The following is a 13292-nucleotide window of genomic DNA, read 5'->3' as shown; positions in this document are numbered from 1 at the left end:
GTTGTAAACCCGGGGTCCTGCGTAACGCAGGGCCCCTTTTCGTTAGCGAGCGACCCCGGTATTGTTTCGGGACCTCGGAGGAGTGGTATTCCTGATGGCCTCGACGATTTTGGAGATGCGTGACATCACCAAGACGTTTCCCGGCGTCAAGGCGCTGTCGAATGTCAACCTAAGCGTCGAGGAAGGCGAGATTCACGCCGTTGTCGGCGAGAACGGCGCCGGCAAGTCGACGTTGATGAAGGTGCTGTCGGGCGTGTATCCATCCGGCACTTATGACGGCGAAATCATCTATCGCGGCGATGAGTGCCATTTCAAGGGCATTCATGACAGCGAGCGCCGGGGCATCGTCATCATCCACCAGGAACTCGCGCTGGTTCCGATGCTGTCGATCGCCGAAAACATCTTTCTCGGCAACGAGCATGCCAGATACGGTGTCATTGACTGGAACGCCAACGAGACGCGCACCAGCGCTCTGCTCAAGAAGGTGGGCCTTAAGGAAGACCCCAAGACGCTGATCACCAATATCGGCGTCGGCAAGCAGCAACTGGTCGAGATCGCCAAGGCGCTCAGCAAGGAAGTGCAGCTGCTGATCCTCGACGAACCGACGGCGAGCCTGTCCGAAAAGGACAGCCAGGCGCTGCTCGACCTGCTGCTGGAATTCAAGCGGCATGGCATCACCTCGATCCTGATCTCGCACAAGCTCAACGAGGTCAACCGGGTCGCCGACAAGGTGACGATCATCCGCGACGGGCGGACCATCGAGACGCTGGCCAAGAAAGACATTTCGGAAGACCGCATCATCACCTCGATGGTCGGCCGCTCGCTAGACGACCGTTATCCGTCGCGCGAGCCCGAGATCGGTGAGATCGTGCTCCAGGTGAGGAACTGGTCGGTCTATCACCCGATCCATGCCGAGCGGCAAGTGATCAAAGGCATCGACATCGACGTCCGCAAGGGCGAGGTGGTGGGTATCGCCGGGCTGATGGGCGCCGGACGCACCGAATTCGCGATGAGCCTGTTCGGCCGCTCCTATGGCCGCCGCATCACGGGCGAGGTGCTGCTCAAGGGCAAGCCCATCGATGTCTCCTCTGTCAGCAAGGCAGTGGAACACGGCATCGCTTACGTCACCGAGGACCGCAAGACCTACGGTCTCAACCTGATCGATCATATCAAGCACAACATCACGCTGGCCAATCTTCCCGGCGTGTCGCGCCATAGCGTGATCGACGACATGCGCGAGCTGGCCGTCGCCAACGACTACAAGGCCAAAACCAACATCCGCTCGTCCAGCGTTTATCAGATGACCGGCAATCTATCGGGCGGCAATCAACAGAAGGTGGTGCTGTCGAAGTGGCTGTTCGCCAATCCGGAGGTGCTGATCCTCGACGAGCCGACGCGCGGCATCGACGTCGGCGCCAAGTATGAAATATACACGATCATCGCGCGTCTCGCCTCGGAGGGTAAGGCGATCATCGTCATCTCGTCGGAGATGCCCGAACTGCTCGGCATCACCGACCGCATCTATGTCATGAACGAAGGACGTATCGTCGGCGAAATGGCGGCGAGCGACGCCAGCCAGGAAAAGATCATGCGCGCCATCGTTCGCGGAGAAGGAAAAGCATCATGAGCACCGAAAGCGCTCCCGTCCCGAAAAGCGGCGTCGCCGAAGATGTGCAGCAGGGGCCGCGCGTTGCCGTCTCGGCGCTGGTCACCAACCTGCGCGAATACGGCCTGATCCTGGCGCTTATCGCCATCATGGTATTCTTCCAGTACACGACGTCCGGAACGCTGTTCAAGCCGGTGAACTTGAGTAACCTGGTGCAGCAGAACAGCTTCATCATCGTGATGGCGCTGGGCATGCTGCTGGTGATCGTCTCCGGCCATATCGATCTCAGCGTCGGGTCCGTCGCCGGTTTCATCGGCGCGCTGGCGGCGATGATGATGGTCATCTGGCCTCTCGGCCCTTTCAGCAATCCGCTGGTGGTGTCGATCATCTGCCTGATCATCGGCGGCGCGATCGGCGCGGGACAAGGCTACTGGATCGCCTATCACCGAATACCGAGCTTCATCGTCACGCTGGCGGGGATGCTGATCTTCCGCGGCATCTGCCAAGCGCTGCTGGGTGGCGGGTCCTCCGTGGGGCCGCTTCCAGCCGGCTTCAAGGCGCTCAGTTCCGGCTTCATCCCGGACGTGATCGGCTCGTTGACGCTGATCCCGCCGGTCGTGAACGCCGCCGGCAAGACCATCGTCGGCAGCGGACTGACGCTGCACATGACGACGATCGTGATCGGCCTCGTTGCCGTGCTCGCCTATGCCTATTTCGGGCTCAGGGCACGGCGCAGCCGCGAGCGGCATGGTTACGAAGCCGAACCCTTCACGCTGTTCGTCGTCAAGACCCTGGTGACCAGCGCTCTGGCGCTTTTTCTGGTCTACCAATTCGCCACCTACAGAGGTCTGCCAATCGTTCTCGTAGTGATGGGCGTGCTGATCGCGCTGTTCGTCTTCGTCACCAAACGCATGACGGTCGGCCGCCGTATCTACGCAATGGGCGGCAATGCCAAGGCGGCTCAGCTATCGGGTATCAAGACCGAGCGGCTGACCCTGATGGTGTTCATCAATATGGGCGTGCTCTCGGCGCTCGGCGGGCTGATCATTGCGGCGCGGCTTGGCCAGGCGGTGCCGGCGGCCGGCCTCGGCAGCGAGCTCGACGTCATCGCCGCTGTGTTCATCGGCGGCGCTTCGGCGATGGGCGGCGTCGGTCAAGTTATAGGCGCGGTGGTGGGCGGTTTCATCATGGGCGTCATGAACAACGGCATGTCGATCATGGGCGTCAATGTCGATTGGCAACAGGTGGTCAAAGGCCTGGTGCTGCTCGGCGCCGTGGTCTTCGACGTCTACAACAAGAACAAGGCTTAAGGGCGAGGGGACTCATGCATGTCGCCAAACTTGTGCAGCGTGTTGGGACAACGGCATGCATGAAAACAAGGATTAAAGCGGGCCGCCTTTCAAACGCGGCGCGCTTTTAGGAGGCACGGGTCACATCGCGGCGCTGCCGGGCGGCGCAAAGAAGTCCTCCAAGGGGACCGGGCCCGCGAGCGCCATCCGGACGAAGAGTTCACCAGTGGCGCGGATACCATCCGAGCCGCGCTGGTCAAGGTTTGCCAACCCGGCAGCCAGGCCAAAGGCAATTGAGAGAGGGTACATCATGCTGATCTCCCAGATCCTCGACGAGGCAGAGACCATCCGCGTCATTGCCCGCAACGGTGGCAAGACCCGGATCATCAATGGCGCCCGCAGCGTCTATTCGCTGGCGATGGAGGCCGCGCGCACCGGCACCGGACTTGTCGCCCTCATCGAGCGCAAAGGCTTCGGTGAAGCGGTCGACCTCGATGCCGCATACAAGAAGGGGCGGCTGTTATCGCCGATCAACCATCCCGACCCGGCGCATCTCCATCTCACCGGCACCGGGCTGACGCATCTCGGCTCCGCCGCGACCCGCGATGCCATGCACAAGAAACTCGATGCCGATCGCGAAGAGCAGCTCACCGATTCCATGAAGATGTTCCGCATGGGGCTGGAGGGCGGCAAGCCCGCCAAGGGCCAGACGGGCGTGCAGCCAGAATGGTTCTACAAGGGCAACGGCACCATGGCGGTGGCGCCCGGCGCGGCACTTCTGTCGCCCGCCTTCGCCCAGGATGCCGGCGAGGAGCCGGAAGTCGCCGGCATCTATGTCATCGGCGACGACGGCGTCCCGTTCCGCGTCGGCTTCACACTGTCAAACGAGTTTTCCGACCATGTCACCGAGCGCGTGAACTATCTTTTCCTCGCGCATTCCAAGCTGCGCAACGCTTCGTTCGGGCCGGAGATCCTGATCGGCGACCTGCCCTCAGACGTCAGGGGTACCTCGCGCATCCTCCGCGACGGCAAGCTGCTGTGGGAAAAGCCGTTCCTGTCGGGCGAGGCGAACATGTCGCACACCATCGCCAATCTCGAACATCACCACTTCAAATATTCGGCCTTCCGCCAGCCGGGCGACGTTCATGTGCACATGTTCGGCACGGCGACACTGTCCTTCGCCGACGGCGTCAGGACCGAAGCCGGCGACGTGTTCGAGATCGAGGCCAAGGATTTTGGCCTGCCGCTGCGTAACCCGCTTGAAATCGAGCAACCGGTGACGGTGGCGGTGAAGGCGCTTTGATTGTGTGATCTCCCCCCTTGAGGGGGAGATGTCGCCGAAGGTGACAGAGGGGGTCGTCTCACATAAAGCGCGAACGCCGTCTTCCGTGGCGGAACGGCGTTGGCACTTTACGCGCAGCGACCCCCTCTGGCCTGCCGGCCATCTCCCCCTCAAGGGGGGAGATTGGCAGCCTCAATAAATATCGAAATCGAAATATTTGGCCTGGATCTTCTTGTAGGTGCCATCTGCGACGATCGCATCGATCGCGGCGTTGAGCTTCTCGCGCAGCGCATTGTCTTCCTTGCGCACGGCGATACCGGCTTCGGTCTCGGTGCCCTTGACGTCGCCGACCATCTTGCAGCAGCCGTCGCTCGACTTCTTCATCCAGTCCATCAGCACGAATTTGTCTGAAAGGACGGCATCGAGACGGCCGTTCATCAGGTCGGCGACCGCCTCCTCCTGGGTCGGATAGAGCTTCGCCTCGGCGCCGGCCTTGCTGTAGACATCCTGGGCATAGTCGGCCTGGGTGGTCGAAGCCTGGGCGCCGACTGTCTTGCCGGCGAGTGCGGCGGGTTCGGTCGAGGCAATATCGCTGTCCTTCATGGCCACCAGCGAAAGCGGCGTCGTATAGTATTTGTTGGTGAAGGAGACCTGCTTTTTGCGCTCCTCGGTAATGCTCATGGACGCGATGATGGCGTCGAACTTTCTGGCCTGGAGCGCCGGGATCATGCCGTCCCAGTCCTGCGTGACAAGTTCGCATTCGACCTTCATCTGAGCGCAAAGCGCATTGGCAATGTCGATGTCGAAGCCGGTGAGCTTGCCATCCGCGGTGATGGTGTTGAACGGCGGATAGGCGCCTTCGGTGGCGATCTTCAACTTTTCCTGTGCTTGCGCCGACAAGGACCCGGCAGCCATCACCAGCATGGCAGCTGTTGCTGCCGATGCGATCCATCTTGAAATCTGCATTTCTTTGTTCCCTTGGTTCAACCACCTTGATGGTTAGGCACAGCCAAGCACGGCCCGCAAGGTCAGGCAAGCACAGTCTGGTTGATCGGGGATCAGCGCGCGGCGCGGAAATGTTTGGACAGTTTCAGGCCCTGTGCCTGATAGTTCGAGCCGAGATCTGTGCCGTAGAGCGCCTGCGGCCGCTTCAGCATGTGCTCGTAGACCAGCCGTCCGACGATCTGGCCGTGGTCGAGGATGAACGGCACTTCGTGGCTGCGCACTTCGAGCACAGCTCTGCTGCCGGTGCCGCCGGCCGCCGAATGGCCGAAGCCCGGATCAAAGAAACCGGCATAGTGGACACGGAATTCGCCAACCAGCGGATCGAAGGGCGTCATTTCGGCGGCATAGAGCGGCGGCACATGCACCGCCTCCTGGCTGACGAGGATATAGAATTCATCGGGATCGAGCACCAGTTCGCCGCCGCCGCTCTTGTAGAGCGGCTCCCAGAAATCGACGACATCCTGTGCGGCGCGCTTGTCAACATCGACCAGGCCGGTGTGGTGCTTGCCGCGGTAGCCGACCAGCCCGTCCTTGTCGCCATCGAGGTCGATCGACAGTGCGATGCCGCCGCCGGAAATGTTGGGCGGCTCGGTGGCGACGAGCGTCTCGGCACGATGCAATTCGTGCAGCTCGCTTTCCGACAAAAGCGCATTGCCGGTGCGGAACCTGATCTGCGACAGCCGCGAGCCGGCACGGACGACGATCGGAAAGGTCCGCGGGCTGACTTCCAGATAGAGCGGGCCGTTGTAGCCGGCAGCGATCTTGTCGAACTCGTGGCCGCGATCGGTCATCACGCGGGTGAAGATGTCGAGCCGTCCGGTCGAGCTCTTCGGGTTGGCCGAGGCCGAAACGTTTGCCGGAAGCGCCAGGCTCTCGAGCAGCGGCACGATATAGACGCAGCCCGTCTCCAGCACCGCACCGTCGGCGAGATTGATTTCGTGCAGCTTCAGGCGGTCGAGTTTTTCAGCAACCCTGTGGTTCGGGCCGGGCAGGAAGGAGGCGCGCACCCGCCAGGCCTTGTCGCCAAGCCTAAGGTCGAGGCTGGCCGGCTGGACCTGGTCGGCATCGAGCGCGCGCGGCGATTTCAGCGCGCCCGACTGGAACAGCGCGGAAATATCCTGATCGGGAAGAATGCCTGTCTGCCGCAAAGTCTGGCTCCGCTCGAAGGCCGGGCGTGGTCTCGTTTTGTCGCAGGTTCCTGCCGCGGAACCCGCTGGTACAAACCTCTTAATCATGCCGGCAATTGACGCAAGCGCGGTGCGGGTCTAAAGGGTCGTTATCCCGTGGTGATTTGGCCGGTCGGCTTGCAGCCACGTTAAACAAGTCGCTAAAGGACCGTCGGCCGAAAGGCCATATGGACCGGTTGCGACTTTCGCGGCCGGTTTTTTTGTATTTGGGCCATTTTTGGTGTTTGGAACAAGGTGATGACGAGCAACAAGCGCAACTGGAAGCCTCAGACCGCACTCGTGCATGCGGGAACGCTGCGTTCCGGCTTCGGCGAAACCTCCGAGGCGATGTATCTCACGCAAGGCTATGTCTACGATACGGCGCAGGCGGCGGAAGCCCGCTTCAAGGGCGAGGAACCGGGCTTCATCTATTCGCGCTATGCCAATCCGACGGTCGACATGTTCGAGAAGCGCATGTGTGCGCTGGAAGGTGCCGAAGATGCTCGCGCCACCGCATCCGGCATGGCGGCGGTGACAGCGGCGTTGCTGTGCAGCGCCAAGGCCGGCGACCACATCGTGGCGGCGCGCGCGCTGTTCGGCTCCTGCCGCTGGGTGGTCGAGACGCTGGCGCCGAAATACGGCATCGAGGCGACGCTGGTCGATGGCACCGAAATCGCCAATTGGGAAAAGGCGGTCAGGCCCAACACGAAGCTGTTCTTCCTTGAAAGCCCGACCAATCCGACGCTGGAAGTCGTCGACATTGCAGCCGTCGCCTCGCTTGCCGATTCGATCGGCGCGCGGCTGATCGTCGACAATGTCTTTGCCACGCCCTTGCAGCAGAAGCCGTTGCAGCTCGGCGCCCATATCGTCGTCTATTCGGCGACCAAGCACATCGACGGCCAGGGGCGCTGCCTCGGCGGCGTCATCCTGTCGGACAAGAAATGGATCGACGAGAACCTGCACGATTATTTCCGCCACACCGGTCCCAGCCTGTCGCCGTTCAACGCCTGGACGCTGCTGAAGGGCCTGGAAACGCTGCCGCTGCGCGTGCGGCAGCAGACGGAAAGTGCCGGCCGGATCGCGGACTTCCTCGCCGAGCGGCCGGAAATCGCCCGCGTCATCTATCCCGGCCGCGCCGATCACCCGCAAGCGGCGATCGTCAAGAAGCAGATGTCGGGCGGCTCGACGCTGATCTGCCTCGACGTCAAGGGCGGCAAGCAGGCGGCCTTCGCCTTCCAGAACGCGCTCGATATCGTGCTGATCTCTAACAATCTTGGTGACGCCAAGAGCCTGATCACCCATCCGGCGACGACGACACACAAGAATCTGAGCGACGAGGCGCGCGCCGAACTCGGCATCGGGCCAGGCACGCTCAGGCTGTCCGTCGGCCTGGAGGACACCGACGACCTGCTCGAAGACATCGAGCAGGCCCTGAAAGCCGCCAGATAGGTATATGCACTGGGCGGTGTCGCTCGAATCGTCAAAATCAGGCGCGGTCAGGCGCCCGACGGGGTCTCTTCCAATTCCGCAACGGCGCTGGTGTGGATGGTCATCGTGTTGCCACGCCAGTCGACTGCACCGCTGAGCCAGCCACGCGCCCAGACAATCGGCAGGATGCAATCGCGCGCCATCATCGCCGGGATCATGCGCAGCGACAGGTGCCAGCCCTTGGCCGAGGCGAGAGCGCATTCCGGGAGGTAGGCGACTACCAGCACAGCGAGGGCGGTCGCCGACAGGCTGAAGCCGGCGCCTGCTGCCGCAACCAACGCAAGCACCAGCGGCGGCGCCGCTCCGATCAGGATCTCGGGCGCGAAGAACAGTGGGAAGGTGACGCGACGCAGGCGTGCCCAGCGGGCCTGGCGCGACCAGATTTCGCCGAGCCTGCGAAAACCGAGCGGCTGCTCAAAGGGCGACGCGACGAGATTGACGCGCAGTCCAAGCCCGTTGACCAGCTTGGTCGCGGCCGCATCCTCGGCGATCTCGGCGGCAAGCGCACGGATGCCGCCATTGGCGTCGAGCATGGGCTTGTCCCACAACATGCTCTTGCCTTGGGCAAAGCCAAGGCCGAGCGCCTCGCCGGTATATTGCCAGCGCGCCTGCAGCGTGTTGAGGAAAGCGCATTCGACCTCCGCCCAGAACCCGTCCGGCCGCGAGCCGATCGGCGTCGAGCAGACAAGGCCGGTGTCCGGCCGCCATGCCGCCATCAGATGCTGGACATAATCCCTCGGCATCAGAACGTTGGAATCGGCAAGGATGACCCAGCGGTGGCGCGCCGCCTCCCAGCCCTTCACGCAATTGTTGAGTTTCGGATTGCCGCTGATGCGGTCGTCGCCGACGAGCAGCCGGGCCGGCACGGCCGGAAAACGGGCAATCGCATCGGTGACCGGCCTGACCACCGGGTCGTCGGCATGGGCGACGCAGAAGATGAGCTCATAGCGCGGCCAGTCGAGAGAGAAGGCGCGCTCGAGCGTCTCCTCGGCAAACGGCTCGACGCCGCGCGACGGCACGATGATCGACACCGGAGGCGCCTTGCCGGCTGGCGGCGCGATCCTGCCAGGCCGCTTCAGCTTCAACGAAGCGAACAGGATGCTGGCGAGATTGGCGAGAAGCAGAGCTGTGGAAAGCAAGGCGGCTGTGACTGTCAGTTCCATCGATATCTGGTCACTCCAGAAAAGCCGGCCGCATGATAGCCGTTTTTCAACAGTTCGACAGAATGCTGAATCGCCCGGCCCTGCACACCATCATTGTCATGTGTCACTTAAATGACATTGTTCTTCGGCACCTGCGCGCAAACGAGTCGGGCAACGACGGGTAGCGCCCTGTTGACCAAACTGCGGAGAGCGTCGAAAGTTCCGTCTGCATATTGTGGAGTAGTCTATGTACAGCGCCGTTACGCGCAACATCGAAGTACAGGTCAGGCCGTTCTATCTGGAAGATCGCTCCGACCCGTCGGAGAACCGCTATGTCTGGGGCTACCAGGTGACCATCGACAACCAGTCGGATGAATTCGTACAACTTCTGTCACGCTATTGGCACATCACCGACGGCACCGGCCGGGTCGAGGAAGTGCGCGGCGCCGGCGTTGTCGGCGACCAGCCCGAACTTAACCCCGGCGACAGTTATCAATATACGTCTGGCTGCCCGCTCTCGACGCCGTCCGGCATCATGGTCGGCCACTATACGATGCGCAACAAGCGAGGCGAGACGTTCGACGTCGCCATCCCCGCGTTTTCGCTCGACCTGCCGGGCACGCGGCGCACCGTCAACTGACCAGCTAGACCTGATCCATCCCGATAGAATCGGGATGGGCTCTAACTCTTAGACCAGGACCTTTTCCGAACCGAAGGTCAGCGAAGCAAAAAACGCCTTCCACTTTTCGATGCGCGGACCTTCGGTCGGGATCATGGTCTACTGCGCCGCAGCAAACTCCGCCGGATCGAAGTCATATTGCTTCGAGCAGAATTCGCAGGCGACATGAATGCCGCCATCCTCGGTGCTGTCCCTGATCTCGTCGGCTGAGAAACCTTCGAGTATGCCGCGGATCTTCTCCCTGGAGCATGAGCACTCGTCGGCTACCGGTACGCCGCCGAAGACGCGGACGCCGTGCTCGTGGAACAGCCGGTAAAGCAACCGCTCGGCGCCGATCGTCGGGTCGATCAGTTCCGTCGGCTCGATGGTGCCAAGCAATGCCAGCAGTTCCTGCCAGGAATTGTCGGCCGGATCATGGATCTCATCGCGCGGATCGCCGTCGCCGCCTGGAAGGTCGGGCACGCGCATGCGTTCCGCCGATTGCGGCAGGAATTGCGCAAGGATGCCACCGGCACGCCATTGCTCGCGGGCACCGCCGACACCGGGCGTCAACAGCTTGGCCACCGAGAGTCTGAGGTCGGTCGGGATCTGTTCCGACTGGCGAAAATAGGTGCGCGCGGCCTCCTCCAGTGTCTCGCCGTCGAGCTGGACGATGCCCTGATAGCGCTGCGTGTGGGCACCCTGGTCGATGGTCAGCGCCAGGACACCGCTGCCGAGCAGCGTCTGCTGCGAGGTCTCGCCGGCAGATGTCAGTGCCTCCAGCCGGTCGGCGTCGAAGCGCGCATAGGCGCGCAGCGCCTGCGGCGTGGAAAAATCCGCCACCAGCATATCGACCGGCCCGTCCGTGCGGGTCTGCAGGATGAACTTGCCTTCGAACTTGAGCGAGGTGCCGAGCAGCACTGTCAGCACGCAAGCTTCCGCCAGCAAGCGCGCGACCGGCTGGGGGTAGTCATGACGGCTGAGGATCGCGTCGAGCATCGGCCCGAGCTGGACGGTGCGGCCGCGCACGTCGAGCGGGCCGACCTCGAAGGGCACGACATGATCGTCGCCGGCGTAGCCGAATTCGCCGAGTTTGGGTTGATGTTCAGCCAATTGATGAGTTTCCAACATGACAAAGCTCCGGGGCGCGGCCATGCCGCCCTCCGGGGCGCATGCGTCGAAACGCGCTCGATTTGCGTGATGCGGCTGAGATAGGCATCACGTACTTCCGGATCAAGGCGGTCCGGATCAAGCGCCCAGACACCAGGCCAAAACCGCCTTCTGGGCGTGGAGCCGGTTCTCGGCCTCATCGAACACCACCGAATGTGGCCCGTCGATGACCTCGTCGGTGACCTCCTCACCGCGATGCGCCGGCAGGCAGTGCATGAACAATGCGTCGGGCTTTGCCTTCGCCATCAGCGCCGCATTGACCTGATAGGGTGAGAAGACGTTGTGGCCGCGAGCACGGTGCTCCTGGCCCATCGACACCCAGCAGTCGGTGACGACGCAGTCGGCCTCGTGGACCGCCTCCTCGGGCGAGCGGGTGAAGTTCAACTTGCCGCCATGCGCCATCGACCAGTCGACATGCTTCTGCGCCGGCTCGCTGCCTTCCGGCACGGCTACGTTGAGATTGAAGCGGAACCGCGCCGAGGCCTCCAGCAGCGAATGCAGCACGTTGTTGCCGTCGCCGGTCCAGGCGATGGTCTTGCCGGCGACCGGACCGCGATGCTCCTCGAAAGTCATGATGTCGGCCATCAGCTGACACGGATGGGTATCGTCGGTCAGCCCGTTGATGACGGGAACGGTGGCGTTCTCGGTCAGCTCCAGCAGCCGGTCATGCGATGTGGTTCGGATCATGATCGCATCGACATAGCGCGACAGCACCTTGGCCGTGTCGGCGATGGTTTCGGAGCGGCCGAGCTGCATCTCGGTGCCGGTCAGCATGATGGTCTCGCCGCCGAGTTGGCGCATGCCGACGTCGAAGGACACGCGCGTGCGCGTCGACGGCTTGTCGAAGATCATCGCCAGCACCTTACCTTCGAGCGGTTTTGTCCGCTCGCCAGCCTTGAGCCTTGCCTTTCGCACGACGGCATCGTCCAGCATGAAGCGCAGATCGCCCTCGGAAACGGCGGAAAGATCGGTGAAATGGCGAAGGCTCATTTGGGGTCTTTCGACTGTTACTTCGCGGCAGCCGCGGCTATGGCATCGGCCAGGCCTCTGGCGCCGGCGCGGATGCGGTCGAGCGCTTCATGGATCTCGGCGTCGGAGACGGTGAGCGGCGGCAGCAGGCGAAGGACGTTGTCACCGGCCGGAACCGCCAGCAGATGCTGGTCGCGCAACGCCATATTCACCTTGGTGTTGGGTGCGGCGCATTTCAGGCCGAGCATCAAGCCGGTGCCCCTGATGTCTTCGATGATATCAGGAAATTCGTCGGCGACACCCGCCAGCCCCTGCTTTAGCAGCAGCGCCTTGCGCTGGACATCCTCCAGGAAGCCCTCCTCCAGCACCACGTCGAGCACGGCGTTGCCGACCGCCATCGCCAGCGGATTGCCGCCGAAAGTGGTGCCGTGCACGCCGGCGGTCATGCCGACGGCCGCCTCGTCGGTGGCGAGGCAGGCGCCCACCGGGAAGCCGCCGCCGATGCCCTTGGCAACCGCCATGATGTCGGGCGTGACGCCAGCCCATTCATGCGCGAACAATTTTCCGGTGCGGCCGATGCCGCACTGGACCTCGTCGAAGATCAGGAGCAGGCCATGCTGTTCGCAGAGCTGCCTCAGCCGCTTCAGCGACTGCGTCGGCACCGGGCGGATGCCACCCTCGCCCTGCACAGGCTCGATCAGTATCGCGGCGGTCTCGGGGGTGATCGCCTTTTCGGCGGCGTCGATGTCGCCGAAGCCGACCTGGTCGAAACCTTCGACCTTGGGTCCGAAGCCTTCCAAGTATTTATACTGGCCGCCGGCGGCGATGGTCGCCAGCGTGCGGCCATGAAAGGCGCCTTCGAAGGTGATGATGCGAAAGCGCTCGGGATGGCCCTTGACGAAGTGGTAGCGCCGCGCCGTCTTGATGGCGCATTCCAGCGCCTCGGCGCCGGAATTGGTGAAGAACACCTTGTCGGCGAAGGTGGCGTCGGCCAGCCGCTCGCCCAGACGGCTCTGCCCCGGAATCTCGTAGAGGTTGGAGACGTGCCAGACCTTGGCCGCCTGCTCGGTGAGTGCCGAGACTAAATGCGGATGGCTGTGGCCCAGCGAATTCACGGCGACACCGCCGCCAAAATCGAGATATCGCTCGCCCTTGTCGGTGACCAGCCAAGTGCCTTCCCCATGGTCGAAGGCCAGGGGTGCGCGGGTAAAGGTCTCGAAAAGCGCCGAACCGCTCATTATATGCGTCTCCGGAACCGGAAAATCAAAAAGCCGCCAAAGCGGCGGCCTTTGCGGCTTATCGTGTTTTTCGGCCATGAAGTCAACGAAAACGTCGCGCAAGGACGCGCGGCAAGCTCTCCAGCGAGACGCCGGCTCATCAGCGACCGGGCAAGTTGGGGAAAACCGAAAAAACCGATTCGTGTTGGCCCTCGGACTCTTGTCACCGAGTCAGCGCATAAGGTAATTGTAGTCGAGAAATAACTAGATTTCGTGCGGCGGACCTAATCACCCGATATA

At 62.6% G+C, this 13292-nt stretch carries 12 protein-coding genes and 1 riboswitch; of the genes, 5 read left to right on the top strand and 7 right to left on the bottom strand.

The genetic code is table 11. The features are described 5' to 3' along the window. Positions 1-94 precede the first annotated feature (94 nt). Both mmsA and mmsB read left to right on the top strand, forming a co-directional pair. Positions 95-1627, top strand: coding sequence for a multiple monosaccharide ABC transporter ATP-binding protein (gene mmsA / locus ACWTU8_RS21785; protein ID WP_029356820.1), 1533 nt, complete (start codon positions 95-97; stop codon positions 1625-1627). Next, on the top strand, positions 1624-2916 hold the full coding sequence (gene mmsB / locus ACWTU8_RS21780) for a multiple monosaccharide ABC transporter permease (protein ID WP_029356823.1): 1293 nt from the start codon (positions 1624-1626) through the stop codon (positions 2914-2916). Before mmsA ends, mmsB begins: the two co-directional genes overlap by 4 nt. A 120-nt stretch (positions 2917-3036) precedes the next feature. Here the strand turns inward: mmsB and ACWTU8_RS21775 are convergent, their stop codons facing one another. Further along, on the bottom strand, positions 3037-3207 hold the full coding sequence (locus tag ACWTU8_RS21775; RefSeq protein WP_455849789.1) for a hypothetical protein: 171 nt from the start codon (positions 3205-3207) through the stop codon (positions 3037-3039). Between ACWTU8_RS21775 and araD1 the strand changes: the two genes are divergently transcribed. After that, positions 3206-4198, top strand: a complete 993-nt coding sequence (araD1, locus tag ACWTU8_RS21770) for an AraD1 family protein (RefSeq protein WP_455849788.1) — start codon at positions 3206-3208, stop codon at positions 4196-4198. The genes ACWTU8_RS21775 and araD1 overlap by 2 nt on opposite strands. 171 nt (positions 4199-4369) lie before the next feature. Here the strand turns inward: araD1 and ACWTU8_RS21765 are convergent, their stop codons facing one another. Together ACWTU8_RS21765 and ACWTU8_RS21760 are read right to left on the bottom strand one after the other, a co-directional pair. Continuing rightward, positions 4370-5143 carry an ABC transporter substrate-binding protein gene (locus tag ACWTU8_RS21765; RefSeq protein WP_455849787.1) on the bottom strand — a complete coding sequence of 258 codons (774 nt, stop codon included), beginning with the start codon at positions 5141-5143 and terminating at the stop codon, positions 4370-4372. A 92-nt stretch (positions 5144-5235) separates the two neighbouring features. Continuing rightward, positions 5236-6330: a 2'-deoxycytidine 5'-triphosphate deaminase gene (locus ACWTU8_RS21760; RefSeq protein WP_455849786.1), complete on the bottom strand. Its 1095-nt coding sequence runs from the start codon at positions 6328-6330 to the stop codon at positions 5236-5238. A gap of 125 nt (positions 6331-6455) precedes the next feature. After that, positions 6456-6533, top strand: a riboswitch (SAM riboswitch). Positions 6534-6606: 73 nt separating this feature from the next. Between ACWTU8_RS21760 and ACWTU8_RS21755 the strand changes: the two genes are divergently transcribed. Beyond that, positions 6607-7797 (top strand): O-succinylhomoserine sulfhydrylase, encoded by a 1191-nt coding sequence (locus ACWTU8_RS21755; protein WP_455849785.1) that lies wholly within the window; start codon positions 6607-6609, stop codon positions 7795-7797. Between the two features lie 47 nt (positions 7798-7844). On the opposite strand, the gene ACWTU8_RS21750 is transcribed toward ACWTU8_RS21755, so the two are convergent. Continuing rightward, positions 7845-8999, bottom strand: a complete 1155-nt coding sequence (locus ACWTU8_RS21750; protein ID WP_455849784.1) for a ceramide glucosyltransferase — start codon at positions 8997-8999, stop codon at positions 7845-7847. A 226-nt stretch (positions 9000-9225) separates the two neighbouring features. Between ACWTU8_RS21750 and apaG the strand changes: the two genes are divergently transcribed. Further along, on the top strand, positions 9226-9618 hold the full coding sequence (gene apaG / locus ACWTU8_RS21745; RefSeq protein ID WP_065005838.1) for a Co2+/Mg2+ efflux protein ApaG: 393 nt from the start codon (positions 9226-9228) through the stop codon (positions 9616-9618). 138 nt (positions 9619-9756) lie between these two features. Here apaG and ACWTU8_RS21740 read toward each other — a convergent pair whose 3' ends face one another. The 3 genes from ACWTU8_RS21740 to ACWTU8_RS21730 form a co-directional block, all read right to left on the bottom strand. Further along, positions 9757-10791 carry an Hsp33 family molecular chaperone gene (locus tag ACWTU8_RS21740; RefSeq protein WP_455849783.1) on the bottom strand — a complete coding sequence of 345 codons (1035 nt, stop codon included), beginning with the start codon at positions 10789-10791 and terminating at the stop codon, positions 9757-9759. 93 nt (positions 10792-10884) lie between these two features. Further along, positions 10885-11796 (bottom strand): ornithine carbamoyltransferase, encoded by a 912-nt coding sequence (gene argF, locus ACWTU8_RS21735; RefSeq protein WP_029356835.1) that lies wholly within the window; start codon positions 11794-11796, stop codon positions 10885-10887. Positions 11797-11813: 17 nt separating this feature from the next. Then, complete coding sequence (locus ACWTU8_RS21730; protein WP_455849782.1) at positions 11814-13013, bottom strand: acetylornithine transaminase; 1200 nt, start codon at positions 13011-13013, stop codon at positions 11814-11816. Positions 13014-13292: the final 279 nt, after the last annotated feature.

The organism is Mesorhizobium sp. BHbdii (assembly GCF_053848045.1).
This window is presented reverse-complemented; position numbering and strand designations above follow the sequence as displayed.